Annotated in this window: 13 protein-coding genes and 1 other annotated feature (1 of these 14 only partly in view); of the genes, 4 read left to right on the top strand and 9 right to left on the bottom strand. The window is 54.2% G+C overall.

The genetic code is table 11. The features are described 5' to 3' along the window. Positions 1 to 24, bottom strand: a binding site (T-box leader); it reaches 242 nt to the left of the window's first position. Positions 25 to 155: 131 nt separating this feature from the next. After that, positions 156 to 3257: a transglycosylase domain-containing protein gene (locus ACLD72_RS19705; RefSeq protein ID WP_410997580.1), complete on the top strand. Its 3102-nt coding sequence runs from the start codon at positions 156 to 158 to the stop codon at positions 3255 to 3257. Between the two features lie 86 nt (positions 3258 to 3343). Here the strand turns inward: ACLD72_RS19705 and acsA are convergent, their stop codons facing one another. Further along, complete coding sequence (gene acsA, locus ACLD72_RS19700) at positions 3344 to 5068, bottom strand: acetate--CoA ligase (protein ID WP_410997578.1); 1725 nt, start codon at positions 5066 to 5068, stop codon at positions 3344 to 3346. A gap of 311 nt (positions 5069 to 5379) precedes the next feature. Between acsA and ACLD72_RS19695 the strand changes: the two genes are divergently transcribed. Together ACLD72_RS19695 and ACLD72_RS19690 are read left to right on the top strand one after the other, a co-directional pair. Further along, complete coding sequence (locus ACLD72_RS19695) at positions 5380 to 6012, top strand: GNAT family N-acetyltransferase (RefSeq protein WP_251586832.1); 633 nt, start codon at positions 5380 to 5382, stop codon at positions 6010 to 6012. Positions 6013 to 6043: 31 nt separating this feature from the next. Next, a complete protein-coding gene (locus tag ACLD72_RS19690) occupies positions 6044 to 7222 on the top strand; it encodes an acetoin utilization protein AcuC (protein WP_410997576.1) in 1179 nt (392 codons plus the stop codon). Here ACLD72_RS19690 and ACLD72_RS19685 read toward each other — a convergent pair. The 4 genes from ACLD72_RS19685 to ACLD72_RS19670 all read right to left on the bottom strand — a co-directional run bounded on the left by ACLD72_RS19685 (position 7217) and on the right by ACLD72_RS19670 (position 10030). Further along, positions 7217 to 7921, bottom strand: a complete 705-nt coding sequence (locus ACLD72_RS19685) for a 5'-methylthioadenosine/adenosylhomocysteine nucleosidase (protein WP_410997840.1) — start codon at positions 7919 to 7921, stop codon at positions 7217 to 7219. The genes ACLD72_RS19690 and ACLD72_RS19685 overlap by 6 nt on opposite strands. Before the next feature lie 126 nt (positions 7922 to 8047). Then, positions 8048 to 9052: a catabolite control protein A gene (gene ccpA, locus ACLD72_RS19680; protein ID WP_036621529.1), complete on the bottom strand. Its 1005-nt coding sequence runs from the start codon at positions 9050 to 9052 to the stop codon at positions 8048 to 8050. Between the two features lie 108 nt (positions 9053 to 9160). Beyond that, positions 9161 to 9505, bottom strand: coding sequence for a bacillithiol system redox-active protein YtxJ (ytxJ, locus tag ACLD72_RS19675; protein ID WP_410997574.1), 345 nt, complete (start codon positions 9503 to 9505; stop codon positions 9161 to 9163). A 117-nt stretch (positions 9506 to 9622) separates the two neighbouring features. Then, positions 9623 to 10030, bottom strand: a complete 408-nt coding sequence (locus tag ACLD72_RS19670; RefSeq protein ID WP_458476118.1) for a hypothetical protein — start codon at positions 10028 to 10030, stop codon at positions 9623 to 9625. A 251-nt stretch (positions 10031 to 10281) separates the two neighbouring features. Between ACLD72_RS19670 and ACLD72_RS19665 the strand changes: the two genes are divergently transcribed. Then, positions 10282 to 10809 carry a type 1 glutamine amidotransferase domain-containing protein gene (locus ACLD72_RS19665; RefSeq protein ID WP_410997838.1) on the top strand — a complete coding sequence of 176 codons (528 nt, stop codon included), beginning with the start codon at positions 10282 to 10284 and terminating at the stop codon, positions 10807 to 10809. A 291-nt stretch (positions 10810 to 11100) separates the two neighbouring features. Here ACLD72_RS19665 and ptsP read toward each other — a convergent pair whose 3' ends face one another. From ptsP to ACLD72_RS19645, 4 genes are all read right to left on the bottom strand, one after another. Continuing rightward, positions 11101 to 12843, bottom strand: a complete 1743-nt coding sequence (gene ptsP / locus ACLD72_RS19660; protein ID WP_410997570.1) for a phosphoenolpyruvate--protein phosphotransferase — start codon at positions 12841 to 12843, stop codon at positions 11101 to 11103. 174 nt (positions 12844 to 13017) lie between these two features. Further along, positions 13018 to 13446 carry a CoA-binding protein gene (locus tag ACLD72_RS19655; RefSeq protein ID WP_251586844.1) on the bottom strand — a complete coding sequence of 143 codons (429 nt, stop codon included), beginning with the start codon at positions 13444 to 13446 and terminating at the stop codon, positions 13018 to 13020. A 199-nt stretch (positions 13447 to 13645) separates the two neighbouring features. Further along, the gene (aroA, locus tag ACLD72_RS19650) at positions 13646 to 14938 is read right to left on the bottom strand and encodes a 3-phosphoshikimate 1-carboxyvinyltransferase (protein ID WP_410997568.1); all 1293 of its coding nucleotides are present in this window, start codon (positions 14936 to 14938) and stop codon (positions 13646 to 13648) included. A 28-nt stretch (positions 14939 to 14966) separates the two neighbouring features. Beyond that, positions 14967 to 15479 carry a shikimate kinase gene (locus ACLD72_RS19645; RefSeq protein ID WP_410997566.1) on the bottom strand — a complete coding sequence of 171 codons (513 nt, stop codon included), beginning with the start codon at positions 15477 to 15479 and terminating at the stop codon, positions 14967 to 14969. Positions 15480 to 15556 lie beyond the last annotated feature (77 nt).

The raw sequence follows: 15556 nt of genomic DNA, 5'->3' as shown, positions 1-15556 counted from the left end.
TACTAAGTCTTTCCACGCCTTTGACGATATGCATTTAAATTATTATATAACATAATCCCGTTTACGAAGTCAAACCTCTATACCAAATAGGATGAAAAAACAACCAATAGACCTTTTTTATGCTATAATGTTGCTGTTATAAAGGAGGATCATTGATGGCTCATGATAACAAAAACAACTCCGGCCAGCAAAAAAAGCGCAGGACACGGAGCGGCAAACCGGTTCGGCAGCGCAGAAAAGGCCGCTGGATCTGGGCGGCGCTAGGCTGGCTCGTTCTCCTTGGATTTGCGGGAGGTCTGTTTGCGGGGGGCGCCGTGTTCGGTTACGTCTCCTCGATCGTCAAGGACGATCCCGTGCGGTCGCGTTCCGACATTGAAGGAAAGATCAATTATAACGAGATGACGGGTTTTGCGTATTTCCGCGACGGGCAGGCGATCGGCCAGCTTCGCTCAGAGGAAGACCGCCGTCCGGTTTCTTACCAGCAAATCCCCCAATCGGTCATCGATGCGGTGATCGCGATTGAGGACAATCATTTCAACGAGCATATCGGGGTCGACTTTAAAGGAACGCTCCGAGCCGTAAAGCAAAGGCTGCTCCATGAGAGCGTACAAACCGGCGGGAGTACGCTGACCCAGCAGCTCGCGCGGCGTGTCTTCCTGAATTTGGAACGCACGGAAGACCGGAAGGTCAAGGAAATACTGCTGGCGCTCCGGCTGGAGCGTTTTTTATCCAAAGAAGAAATCATTACGGCTTATTTGAACAAAGTTCCTTTCGGCAATGGGTCAAACGGATATCAGGTTTACGGGATCAAAGCGGCGGCCAAAGGGATCTTCAACATCTCCAATCTGGAGGACCTGAACATCGCCCAGACCGCTTATTTGGCCGGTCTTCCGCAGCTTCCCTCCTCTTATTCGGCCTTTAACGGCAAAGGGGAATTTAACGAAGACGCTTTTGAGAGAGCGACGAAGCGCCAGCAGCTCGTGCTGCAGCGCATGCTGGAAGAGAACAAAATCACCAACGCCCAGTATCAGGAGGCGCTGGCTTTTGATCTGAAAGGTTCGCTCGCGCGGCAAACCAAAAAAGCTTACGACACTTATCCTTATCTGATGCTGGAGACGGAGCGGCAAGGAGCTATCGTAATTGCAACGCTGCGCAATCCCGAGATGACCAAGGAACAGGCGGCAAGCAACCCGCAAATTCTCGAGGATGCCCGGCAGGAGCTGCTGACCGGTGGATACAAAGTGTATACCACGATCGATAAACAGGTATACAACTCGATGCACAAAGTGTCCGAAAATGCGGATAATTTCTCGTCATACAGCGAAAAGAAAGGGCTGGAGCAGGTTGCGGCGATGATGCTCGATAACGATACCGGTGCGATTCTGGGTATGATCGAGGGGCGAGATTTCTATACCGAGCAAATGAACTACGCGACGCAAATGAAACGGCAGCCGGGCTCCACGATGAAGCCGATCGCCGCTTATTTGCCAGCGCTTGATGCCGGTTTGGTTCAACCGGCCAGCATCATTGACGATTCGCCGATCATTTTGCGGGATTACCAAAAAGGGTATCACATTCCCGTGAACTCCAGCGGCGGCTACAAAGGCCTGGTTACGGCGCGAACGGCGCTTAACGAATCCCGCAACATCCCGGCGCTTAAGGTGTTCAACGACATCGTCGGCATCGACAAAGCCTGGGATTTCGCCAAAAAACTCGGGATCACCACGCTGGAAGACGAGGACTATAATGCGCAAACCGGCGTGCTCGGCGGTCTAAAATACGGTGTTACCGTAGAGGAGCTGACGAACGCCTACAGCGCGATCCCGAATGGCGGAAAATTCGTCGACGCCTACATGATCGAAAAAATCGTTGATGGGAAAGGCAAAGTCGTTTACAAACATGAAACCGAACCGCAGCAAGTATTTTCCAAGCAAACCGCTTATTTGATGACCGATATGCTGCGCACCGTTATTCGGGACGGGACGGGCAGTTCGATCAAAAGGGATTTTAAAAACTACGGAAAAATTCCCGTCGTCGGCAAGACCGGAACCACGCAAAATTACGCGGACGTTTGGTTTATGGGCTACTCGCCGGACGTGACGCTTGGCGTATGGATCGGCTACAGAGATTCGGTGAACACACTGTCCGATGCCGGTAAATCGCGGGCTCGCAAAATATGGTCGCTCGTCATGAACGAGGTCACCGAAAACGAACCGGACCTGTTTGTTACGAAAGAATTCGCAAAACCCGACGGAATCGTCACCAAAACGGTCTCCGGCTACAGCGGCAAGCTGCCGACCCAGTTGACGCAGCAGGCCGGCAAGCTGGTTACGGATATTTTCAACGCCAAATACGTCCCGACGAAATCGGAAGACGTTCTGGTGCGGGCGAAATACGTCACCTATAATGGGGTGAATTACGTGCCCCTGGAAACGACGCCGTCCGATATGCAGCGCGAAAAAGTGGTCGTTCGCCGCGATAAACCGATCGCCGAGCTGGTGAAGGAGCTGCAGAACGCGTTTTCCGTCATGAGGGGCAGCCACAGAGCGCTGAGTTACTACATGCCGAGGGATGCCGGCGAGGACGCGCCGTATAAGCCGGACCCGCGAGCTGACGACGGCAAAGCGCCAGCCGCTCCGGAAGGCGTCTCCCTGGCTTCCGGTGGAGGCGCGACAGTAACGTTTAACGCAAACGGCGAAAAAGACGTCGTCGGCTACCGTCTGTACCGCTCGGATGACGGAACCAAGTTCCAATATACCGGAAAAGCGGCGCTCATCGGCGACGATTTGTCGATCACCGATTCCAGCTCCCCCGGCCCGGCCACTTCTTATTACGTCACGGCCGTGGACGTAGCCGGCAAGGAATCCACGCCTAGCGCGGTCATCGGATTGTTGGGAGGCATGAACCCAAGCGGCAATGCTTCTCCGGACGGCAGCAGCGAAACGCCTGGAGATGGAGAAACGGCGGGAGAGAACGGCACTGACGGCTCGCTCCCCGCTTCTCCCGCCCAGGTGGGCATAAAAAAGGACGAGAAAGGGGTTACGGTAAGCTGGGAAGCCAACCCGGCTCTGGACCTCGTCACAAGCTATAACGTGTACGTATCCGAGGCCGCGGACGGCACATATTCCAAAGTGGGCTCCACCGCCGACACGCAGTATTCGTTCAAAACCGACTCCGGCACCTTATGGGTCAAGGTTACGGCCGTGAACGTGCTGGGCGAATCTCCGGCGTCGTCCCCGGTGCAGTACAGCAAATAGGCGGCGCCAAAACTAGATAAACAAGGAAAAGCCCCTCCGAGCGTTGTTCGGAGGGGCTTTTTGCAGCTTGCGTTTTCATATCCTATTCAGTCCTCAATCGTCGATAGATCCCCGGCCGGGAGGTTAAGCTCCCAAGCCTTCAGCACGCGGCGCATAATTTTGCCGGAGCGCGTTTTCGGCAGTTTGTCCTTGAATTCGATTTCCCTCGGCGCTGCGTGGGCGGACAGCCCTTCTTTGACGAATTTGGCGATTTCCGCCTTCAGCTCCTCGGAAGGCGTGAAGCCTTCGCGCAAGGATATAAACGCCTTGATGATCTCTCCCCGGACGGGATCAGGCTTGCCAATCACGCCAGCTTCGGCCACAGCCGGGTGCTCGACCAGCTTGCTCTCGACCTCAAACGGCCCGACGCGTTCGCCGGACGAGTTGATAACGTCGTCAATCCGGCCCTGAAACCAGAAATACCCGTCCTCGTCCATATACGCCGTATCCCCGGAAATGTACCAGCCGGGAATCCGGAAGTACTCCTCGTATTTCGGCGCGTTGTTCCAGATCAGCCGCATCATCGACGGCCATGGGGTGCGGATCGCCAAATTGCCCATCCGGTACGGCGGCAGCTCCTTGCCGTTATCATCGATGATCGCGGCCTGAATGCCGGGAACCGGTTTTCCCATCGAACCCGGTTTGATTGGCATCGACGCATAATTGCAGATCAGTTGGCCGCCCGTCTCGGTCATCCACCACGTATCGTGGATCCGGCGGTTATATACCTTCATCCCCCAGCGGACAACCTCGGGGTTGAGCGGCTCACCGACCGACAACACATGGCGCAGCGAAGACAGGTCGTATTGCAGGATGATGTCCTGTCCGGCTCCCATCAGCATCCGAAAAGCGGTCGGCGCACTATACCAGACGGTCACTTGATATTTCTCAATCGCTTTATACCAGTCGGCCGGGCTAAAACGCCCGCCGCGGACGACATTGGTCACCCCGTGCAGCCAAGGAGCAAAAATACCGTAGGACGTACCGGTAACCCATCCGGGGTCGGCCGTGCACCAGTACACGTCCCCTTCTTTCAGATCGAGCACCACATGGCCGGTATGATAGTGCTGGATCATCGCATTGTGTACATGGTAAACGCCTTTAGGCTTGCCGGTGGAGCCGGAAGTATAATGCAAGATGAGTCCGTCTTCGCGGTTCACCCATTCGATTTCAGCCTCGGGGGAAGCCGCTGCAAGCTCGGATTTCCAATCGGCGATGCCGGGTTCCGCGGCCACGTTGTCGCCGACGACGAAGATCGTTTTAAGCAACGGCAGCTCCTCCCGTTTGACGCGGGGCAGCAGCTCAGGCGTCGTGACGAGCGCTACCGCTCCGCTGTCCTCCAGCCGGTCTTTGACCGCCGTCTCCATAAAAGCTTCGAATAATGGGCCCACTACGGCCCCCACCTTGATAATCCCAAGCACGCTGATATAAAGCTCAGGCGACCGCGGCATAAATACGAATACCCGGTCCCCTTTGGCGATCCCGTATTTTCGCAGCACATTGGCGCACCGGTTTGTCTGCTCCTGCATCTGCTCATACGTGTAGGACTCCTCCCGGGCCGGATCGCTGAACAGAAGCGCGGGTTTATCTCCCTTGCCGGCATCGACGTGGCGGTCGATCGCCTCGTAAGCCATGTTTACCCGGCCTGTGACATACCAGGAGAACTGCTTCTCCACATCGCTCCAGTCAAAATTTTGATAGGCATCTTCGTAGCTGTTCATGTTGGACGACGGTACGCCCGCCGCAATGATTTCCCCTTGCAGTTGACTCATCGTTTCATCCTCCTTAATCTTTGTAAATACGAAAACAGTAGATCAAAGTTCATGAAAACGGATACATAGGAGTGTGAGGTAAATCTTTGACTTCAGCATTCGTTAGCGGGTAGGCATCCGTTCTGATCGTAAGAAACGAGAAATAAGACTTCCGGACCGTTTGTCAAGATCATCCACCATGTTAGCAGTTTCAAATTGTGAAATTTTTATGTCGGAGAACATTATATCACAGGTTTTTCGGCACAGGCTACACTTTTCATTTTTTCATTTTTCTGTTATAAGTTAGGGGAACGTGCAAAGGAGGCGGCAAAATGGAACACCAAAAAACCTATATCCGCCACACCCTGCCCTACCATGAACACGAAATTATCGTGGAAGGTCCTGTTACTCCGTCCCATCTCCAAACGTTGCAAATGCATCCGGATCTTGACGCCTTTCGGAAGCCCAAGGAACAGCACGCCGCTTTGGTTGAAATCGCCTCTCTCCCGGAAGGACGGATCATCTTGGCCCGGAGCGAAGCGACGATTATCGGGTACGTCACTTTTCATTATCCTGACGAACTGGAGCGCTGGTCTCAGGGGTGCATGCCCGACCTGATCGAGCTGGGAGCCGTCGAAGTGGCCGATGAATACCGCAGCGCCGGACTCGGCTCGAAAATGATCCGGACCGCTTTCGAGGATGGGCAAATGGAACGGTATATCGTGTTTACGACCGAATATTACTGGCATTGGGATTTGAAGAACAGCGGCCTCAGCGTTTGGGATTACCGCAACATGATGGAACGGCTCATGAAGACGGTCGATATGGTCTGGTACGCGACCGATGATCCGGAAATATGCTCCCATCCAGCGAATTGCTTGATGGTCCGGATCGGCAAGGAGGTCCCGTTATCCTCCGAGGAACAATTCGACCGCATCCGTTTTCAGCAGCGTTTCATGTATTAAGCAAGCATCCATAAGGAAGGCGTGTGATTCCATGCCTGGAAGCGCTTTATTTATTCATCACGAAGAAGAGCTGAAATACAGGTTCCATGACCGGCACCCGTTCCATCCGATCCGGTTGGATTTAACGATGGATTTGTTAAAGGAGCTTGGCGCCTTGAAGCCAGGTCATTTGCTCCGGCAGCGTCCGGCGACGGAGGAAGAACTGCTGTGGATTCATCAGCCCGCTTATGTGGAAGCCGTAAAAAACTTAAGCCGGACTTCGCCGGATCCAGCCTGGGTCAGCCACGCCGAGCAATACGGCTTGCTGGATGAAGACACGCCGTACTTTGCCGGGATGCACGAGGCGGCCTCCTGCATCGTAGGCGGCACCGTAGCGGCGGTCGAAGCGGTGCTGTCGGGCGCGAGCACGCACGCCCTCCATTTGGGCGGCGGGCTGCATCACGCCCTGCCCTCCAAAGCCGCGGGCTTCTGCGTTTACAACGACGCCGCCGTGGCAATTGACTACGCCCGCCGCCGTTACGGCGCGCGCGTGCTTTACGTGGACACGGACGTCCACCACGGGGATGGGGTGCAATGGAGCTTTTATTCGGACCCGGATGTATGCACCTATTCGATTCACGAAACAGGCAAATATCTGTTTCCGGGGACCGGATTTTTGCCGGAGCGCGGGGAGCATCAAGGCTACGGCGCCTGCATGAATCTTCCCCTGCAGCCGTACACTGAGGACGATTCATGGATAGAGTGCTTTGAGCAGTCCGTTCGGCGCCTGGCGGAACATTTTCGTCCTGATCTGATCGTCAGTCTGCACGGCTGTGACGCCCATGCCCTAGACCCGTTGTCCCATATCCATTGCAGCATGGAGATTTACCGGCAAATGCCCGAGATCCTGCACGAGCTTGCCCATACGTACTGCGAAGGGCGCTGGGCCGCGGTCGGCGGAGGCGGCTACGATTTCTGGCGGGTCGTTCCGCGCGCCTGGAGTCTGCTCTGGCTTGAGATAAGCGGCCACCCGCTAAAGGAGACCTTAACGCTGCAGCCGGATGCCAAACTCCCGGAAGCCTGGATAAAACGGTGGCAAAACCAAACGTCCTTTGCGCTCCCGGACACCTGGCTGGACGATCTGTCGCGTTGGGACGGCATTCCCCGCCGGGCGGAAATCACGGCCAAAAACCGCGAGACGCTCGCGGTTGCATTGCAGGATTATCTATAGCTGCCGCAACATATCGTTCAGAATTTCAAACGAGCGCCGCGCGGCCAACTTCGTGAATTCGGCGAAGCTCATATCCGCCGATCCGTCCGCTTTATCGGAGATGGAACGCAGGACGACAAACGGCACTTTGTTCATATAGCAGACCTGCGCAAGCGCGGCGCCTTCCATTTCCACGCAGGCTCCCTCCATCTCCCCGTACAGCACCGAGCTGACGAACTCGCGGTCGGCGATAAATTGATCGCCGGACAGTACCCGGCCGGCGATGTATTTGTGATCCCGGCACAGCCGGGCGCAGGCCTGTTCGGCCAAACGGATGAACGCCGGGTCCGCAGGGTAGTCGGACACTTCCTGATAAGGCACCGTTCCACGCGGGTATCCGAGCGGTCTTACATCCATATCATGCTGCTGGCAGGAAGACGAGATGACGATGTCGCCAACTTCCAGATCCGGATGAACCGCGCCGGCCACGCCCGTAAACCATATGGCGCCGGCCTCAAAGCGGTCGATCAGCACTTGCACCGCTAACGCCGCGTTCACCTTCCCAACCCCGGATTTGCAGATGACGACGTCCTTCCCGTGCAACCGTCCTTTCACAAAGCGGATGCCTGCCATAACGGCCGTTTCCTGGTTTTCCACCCGCTCCAGCAGCAGGGCGATTTCTTCGTCCATGGCGCCCATCAAACCAATCGTTTTAGCCATGCTTATCACTCCTTTGATTTCCCAAATACTCAAAAAAGCTCCTTAAAAAAGGAGCTTTTTCCGTCGTATAACCTTTTTCATATATATTTTTCTGTGTTTTATATCTCTTTCTACAAAGAAAACGCACTACACGTGGCTGACCGACAATCGCAAAATCGTCTCATGCGGCAAAATCACGCGAGGATTCTCCACGTTCTCTTTCTTCATCAGTTTGGTCAGCAAACGCATCGCCACCGCACCCAAATCATACATCGGCTGGGCAACGGTCGTGAGCTGCGGACGCACCATCGAAGCCATGCGGATGTTGTCAACGCTGATAATCGAAAAATCGTCAGGAACCTTCAGTCCCTCATCCTGAATGCTGTGAATCGCGCCGATAGCCATTTCGTCCGTGGCCGCAAAGATGGCCGTAGGACGTTTCTTAAGCCCCAGGAAATACTTCATCGCTTCCACGCCGGATTCGTAACGGTAGTTGCCGATCCGCACCAAATCTTCCTGGTACTGAATCCCCGCCGTTTCCAACGCACGCTTGTAGCCCTGGAAACGGGCATAACCGTTGGCCGGATCCTGCAGCGTTCCGCTGATCATCGCGATGTCCCGGTGGCCATGGCGAATCAGCGTGCTGACCGCATCAAACGCAGCCGCTTCGTGGTCGATATCCACCGACGGATACTGTCCTTTCTCATCGCTCGTCGCGCAAAGCACGATCGGGACCGATGACGTCTGGAACGCTTGAATATGCTCGTCCGTCACGGTGCCGCCCATAAACAGGAGCCCGTCCACTTGCTTCTCAAGCAGCGTATTGATGACGCGGATTTCCTTCTCCTTCCGCTTGTCGGCGTTACATAAAATAATGTTATAGTGATACATGTTCGCAATATCTTCAATACCCCGGGCGATTTCCGCAAAAATCGAATTCGAGATATCGGGGATCACCACGCCTACCGTGGTGGTCTTCTTGCTGGCGAGACCCCGAGCGACCGCGTTTGGACGGTAGCCCAACCGTTCGATCGCTTCGTATACCTTTTTCCGGGTCTGCGGTTTCACATTGGGGTTGTTGTTGACAACCCGGGAAACCGTGGCCATCGAGACGCCTGCTTCACGTGCCACATCGTAAATGGTAACCGTCACATTCTTCTCTCCATTGCCATAGATTTTCACTCGTTCATCCGGGAAAGTCCCGGAGCTTCAATTAAATTTATGATACGACAAAATACTACTTTATGCAATGATAACGCTTCAAAGCTTCAGAATTCCTTGCAGCGCTGCCTGTGTAATGCTTGAATGGGAGGTGTGCCAGACGGCTTGTCCGTCCTTGACCAATATAGCCTGTGGGGATTCGTGTTTGACGCCCAGACGCTCCGCGGCCTCGTTCGACACAGCTCGATCTTCAATGACATATATCAGCCCGTATGTAACGTCTTCACGCGGATGGCCGTGCAAAAAGGCTTCCGCTTCCCGGTGCGCCCCTGCGCTGATCGGACAGCGTGTACTATGTTTGAAGAGCAGAAGCGGCTTGCTTGCTGAAGCTTCAAGCGCCTCATGGAGCTGCTCAGTCGAAGTTATTCTGATCCACTTGGACATGATTGTTCCATCCCCTTTTCAATAACACTTACCACAGGTTCTTTTGATATATTATCAAAAAGGGAAATAAAAATACAACCTGAAATGAAAAAAACGTGAAAATGTCAATGAATTTACTTAAGAAAGCTGACGATTCTTGATAAATTTGGACAATTGAGCCAAACGTTTGGAGATATCATCCATCCACTCCGTATCGCCGAGGTTCTTCGCGCAGCCGAATAAATCGAGCAAAAGGTTGATTTTTTCCTCGCATTGCTGCTCAAGCAGCACTTCGAAGGAAGACGTCTCCATCCGGTTCCACTGGCGGTAAATTCCGAAAATCAAATCGGCCAGTTCATTCCGCTCGGTAAAATAAATCCGCTCTTCCGTCTGCTCCCGCTTAAGCTTGGCCAGCATGTCGGTTAAATCCGTTTTCACTTCCGGCAGCACTTCATAATAACTGCAATCCTCGCATTCATAAATCGGAACCCGGTCGATCTCATAGATTCCTTCAAAAATAACCAGCCTGAAACCTAGATTCATCATTTGCCCGCAATGACAGTGCTTTCGCACGGTACCCACCTCATCTTAATCTACTGCATTTTTAGTTGCTGCGATGAATACTATATATATTCGACCTTCCCGAGGTATCTCCTTCCATTAGCAGAACATACTTATATTTACCATCCATGGAAAGCGTTTTGGAGCCTCAGGGCATGAAAATACTCATCATTTTTGATACAATTAAAATATTGAATGGGAATTTCGTCAAGGGCGCCAAATGATAGGAGGAGATGATTTTGAGACTTACTGGTAAAAAGATTATCGCTTTGGTAGACGAAGAATTTGAGGATTTGGAGCTCTGGTACCCGGTCTATCGCGTTCGCGAGGAAGGCGCGGAAGTCCATCTCGCCGGTGCGGAGAAAGGCAAAAAATACATAGGGAAGTACGGGGTGCCGGCCGAAGCCGAGCTTTCCTATGAGGAAATAGATTCCACTGATTATGACGGCATCCTTGTTCCCGGAGGATGGGCTCCGGACAAGCTGCGCCGGTACGGGAAAGTACTGCAAATCGTCCGCGAGATGCATGAAGCGAAAAAACCGATCGGCCAAATCTGCCACGCCGGCTGGGTGCTTATCTCCGCCGGGATTTTAAAGGGCGTGACCGTGACGTCCACGCCAGGGATCCGCGATGATATGGAGAACGCCGGAGCCATCTGGAAAGATGAACCGGTCGTCGTCGACGGACATATCGTTTCCGCCCGCCGTCCGCCGGATTTGCCGGAGTACGGGAAAGCTTTCGTTGATGCGCTGGCCGCGCGATAAAATGTGAGAATGGCAGTTCAATTGGAAAGAATCCAATAGATTGACGGAAATCGCACGTCATTTTGAACTCTCATTGGAAAATATCCAATAGATTTTGCTCAAACCGCCTGTTTTGCCTCCCACTGAGCACCGTCTATTGGAAAACATCCAATCAAGTGGTGTATTTACCAATTTTATTCCAATTCTATTGGATATATCCAATGACGATGCCAAGATTATACTTTCTATAATCTTAAAAAAAGTCCGGTAAAGCGCAGAGCGCTTTACTGGACTTTTTGGGCTTATTAGAGCTTACTTGCCAAGCCGTTCCTGCTCCATCTCGTAACCGAAACGATCGAGCTCGGCTTCGATTTGGTTGCTGGTCGGCAAGCGGTAGCATGCGGCGCCGGCCTCCCGGCTTTCCCCTGCATAACTATTTAAAATCCGGTGTTTTACCCGGAGCAGCGACTGCGGCGACATGCTCAAATCGCTGACCCCCAAATGGAGCCACAGCGGAACCGCCCTCTCGTCCCCGGCCATTTCGCCGCAGACGCTTACCGGAATTCCCGCCTCTTTCGCAGCCTGGACGGTTTGCTTCAACATGCGGAGAACGGCAGGGTGATACGGGTGATACATATGCGCGATTTTCTCGTTCATCCGGTCAACGGCCAGAACGTACTGAACCAGATCATTGGTGCCGATGCTGAAAAAGTCCGCTTCCTGGGCCAGCAGATCGGCAATGGCCGCCGCCGCCGGAACCTCAATCATAACACCGACTTGAACGCCGGGATCAAATCTAAGGCCGCGGGCATGCAAATCCAGTTTGGCATCCTCCAAAATCCGGTTTGCGGCCCGAATTTCCTCCAGGGAGGAGATCATCGGATACAGGATTTTCACGTTGCCGTATGCGCTGGCACGCAAAATCGCCGTCAGTTGGGTTTGAAAAAGCTCCTTGCTGTCAAGGCTGATGCGGATCGCCCGATACCCGAGCACCGGATTGTCTTCTTCCGGCAGTTCGAAATATTCGAGCTGTTTATCGCCGCCGATATCCAGCGTCCGGATCACAACGGAATGCGCGCCGGCTTTTTCCGCCACCTGCCGGTATACTTCAAATTGCTCGTCTTCGCCCGGGAACGAGGCCCGGTCCATATACAAAAACTCCGTGCGGAACAGCCCTACACCTTCGGCCCCGTATTTCACCGCCAGCTCCAAATCTTTGACCGAGCTGATATTCCCGGCCAAACGCAGGCGGACGCCGTCCTTCGTTACCGCTTCCACCGCCGCCAGCAGCTGCAGCTGTTCCTTCCGGCGCCGCTGCTTCTCGGCGACTTCGGTGTAACGCTTGACGATTTCCGGACCAGGATTGAGATATACCTGCCCCTCGTCGCCGTCGATGACCAACAGATCCCCCGTCTGCACCGGTTCCGTCAGTTTATGCTCAAGTCCGGATACAAGCGGTATGCCCAGAGCCCGGGCCATAATGGCGGAATGGGAAGTTTTACCGCCAGCCATCGTGACCATCCCCAGGACATTGTCCGGGTTAAGGTGTACAAGCTGGGAAGGAGACAATTCCTTGGCAACCAGGATATATGGCTGCGTATCCGCGGGCAGCGTAATGTCCGGCGTTCCGAGCAAATGCTTAAGCAGCCGGTTCCCGACGTCCTTAATGTCGAGCGCCCGTTCCTTCATATACTCATCGTCCAGCAGATCAAACATCGTGACAAAATGATCGATCGCTTCCTTGACGGCCACCTCCGCCGCCTTGTATTGCCGTTCGATGATCCCCCGGATTTCACTCATAAAAACGGGATCCTCCAGAATGGCCAAATGGGCATCGAAAATGCCCGATTCCTCCGCGCCGACCGTTTCCTTAATTTCGTTCTTGAGACCCTCGATCTCGGTTTTGGACGTCCGTATGCCTTCGTACAAACGCTCGAATTCCTTGGCGAGATCCACCTTTTCCATCCGTCGATCCGGCACATCCCATTCCCAGGCGGGCAGCACAAAAGCTTTGCCGATAGCAACCCCCGCTGCTGCTCCGATCCCCTGTATCATGTAGTGACCCCCTATGTCCTGCTTTGAAGTTCCGGTTTTCGAAACCGCGGTTCCTTTATAGGATACCCTCTCTCTATTCCATTATGGTAAGCCCAGCCCGACAAATTTGTCAAAGGAAAAAGCCACAGTCCAAAAGGCCCCTCTTTGCAGACGGGCCTCCGGCAAAAAAGCTTATCAGCTTCGTTTTCCGATCAAAATGCTGTCCTCCACCTTGATGCACCGGTCCATAATGACCGTAAGTCCGCCTTTAGCGGCGATTTCATACGCTTCCTCATTGAAAATTCCGAGCTGCAGCCACAGCACGCGCGCCCCGATCTTCACCGCTTCCTCAGCGACCGGAGGGGTCAGCTCGCTGCGGCGGAATACGTTGACGATATCGACCGGTTCAGGGATCTCCGACAGGGAAGCATACACCTTTTCGCCGAGGATTTCCCCGCTTACGGTAGGATTTACCGGGATGATGCGGTAGCCGTTGCTTTGCAACGCCTGCGCGACCATGTAGGAGGTCCGGTCGGTTTTATCCGACAGGCCGACGACGGCGATGTTGCCCGCGTTCAGCAAAATTTGCTTGATCTCATCACGGCTTGGATTTTCAAATGGCATTCTAAGCTTCCTCCCTTTCTAATTTGTTCGTGATCAAAAAGTCAGGTTTTCAGCACCGAGAAGGTTGGATGAAGCTAGGGACTGAGTAGCGGAGCGTACGTTTTGGGTACGTGAGCAACGGAAGGCCCGGCTGAATTCAAGCTTCGACGTCGAATCCGCTTCTTGACCTGCTTCGTGATCAAAAGCTGACTCTATAAGTTTATTCTACCCGTTCCACGGATGCACCTAGCGAGCTAATATGATCAAAAAACTGCGGATACGATTTGGCTACGTGATGTGCATCCTTAATGACCAGCGGCTGCCGGCAGCGCAGACCTACGACGGTGAGCGCCATGATCACCCGGTGATCGTAATGCGCGTTGATCTCCACGTCGCCTTCCAGTCCTGCCGGACGGCCGTGTACGATGATTTCCGCCTGGCGTTCCTCCACGTTGGCCCCTGCTTTTTTCAGCTCTTGCAAAAAGTCCGTAATGCGGTCACACTCTTTGTACCGCAGATTTTCCACATTGTAAAAACGCGAGGTGCCGTCGGCGAATACCGCGGCAGCGACCATGGCGAGCACCGCGTCGGTAGCGGCGTCACCGTCGAATTCGACCGGACGCAGCCGGCCGTTGCCGCGCACGTGCACGGTGCCGTCACTATGGGTAAGCGGCACGTCCATCATCTGCAGCACATCGACGATGGCGCGTTCCCCCTGCTTGCTGCGCTCGGCCAGCCGGTGAACCTTAACGTCCGATTTCGTGATCGCGGCCGCCGCCAAAATCGCCGCCGACCCGGGGTAATCGCCCTGCACCGTGTAAGTTTTCGCCTGGTAGCTTTGCCGTCCCGGGACGCGAAAATGCCTATAATCGTCGCTTGCATGGATGACGATGCCCGCCTGCTCCAGCACTTCCAGCGTTTGCCCCACGACCACCTTCGATTTGAGATCGTCCAGCACTTCGATTTCGCTGTCCTCGTCCAGCAGCGGGGTCAAAAACAGCAGAGCGCTCAAATATTGCGAGCTGACCGCGCCGGATACGCGAATCTTTCCGCCTTTAGGGGCTCCGCCGCGGATGCGGATCGGCAGGCGGCCTTCGTTGTGTTCGACCTCTACCCCAAGCTGGCCAAGCGCTTTGATCAAGTCGTCATGCGGGCGTTTGCCCAGCGAATCGGGGTACGTATTGACGAACGTCACATCCGGACAAAGCGAAGCGATCGCCATCAGGAAACGGAGCACCGCCCCCGCGTTGCCGACGTTCAGCTCCTTGATGTCCTTCGGCCGGCGTCCGAAGCCGGTGATGACGATTTTCTCCTCGTCCTCGTTCAGCACCGCGCCCAAATCGGCGATGCAGCGGCGCATCGCATCGCTGTCTTCGCTGTGTGCGGGATAATATACCGTACTTGTGCCCTCTGCCAAAGCGGCGACGAGCAAATACCGGGTTGTATAGTTTTTGGAAGACAGGGCTCCAATTTCTCCAGTCAACTCAGGCGTAGGCCTTACGATTACGTCCATGTTTCATTCCCCTTTTCGTTGTTGATCGTTAACCGCGGCAACGCGTTAAAATCTCAAGCTTCACCTGTTCTGCGTTTTTCCCCGTCGTATCCACGGTATGATGCGCGAAATCATAGGCTTTTTTCCGTTCCTCCAGCAGCGTGGTTACCCGTTCTTTGGCGCCGCCGGCCAGCAAGGGGCGGTTTTCGTCCTCGCCGACGCGGGCGATGATGTCATCCGCCGAAGCTTTCAAAGCGACAACAATCCCGTTCTTCAGCATCGTACGGCAATTTTGCTCGCGCAACACGACGCCGCCGCCGGTCGCCAGCACGAAACCTTCGTCCGCAAGCACTTGACCAAGCAGCCGCGATTCCGTGTCTCTAAAGAACGTTTCGCCCTTTTGCGCAAAAATTTCCGGGATCGACAGCCCTGTTTCCGTGACGATCATCTGATCGAGATCGACAAGGCGAAGGCCGGCTTCGGCCGCAAGCAACGCCCCGACGGTCGATTTGCCCGTGCCCATCATGCCGATCAGCACGATATTATTTTTCGCAGTATGCATGTTTTCTTCACCTACTTGCAACTTTCCCATATCATAACACAGGCCGGCATATTTTCAATACGAACTTGCTTCGCATC

This window comes from Paenibacillus lacisediminis, assembly GCF_046567315.2.
This window is presented reverse-complemented; position numbering and strand designations above follow the sequence as displayed.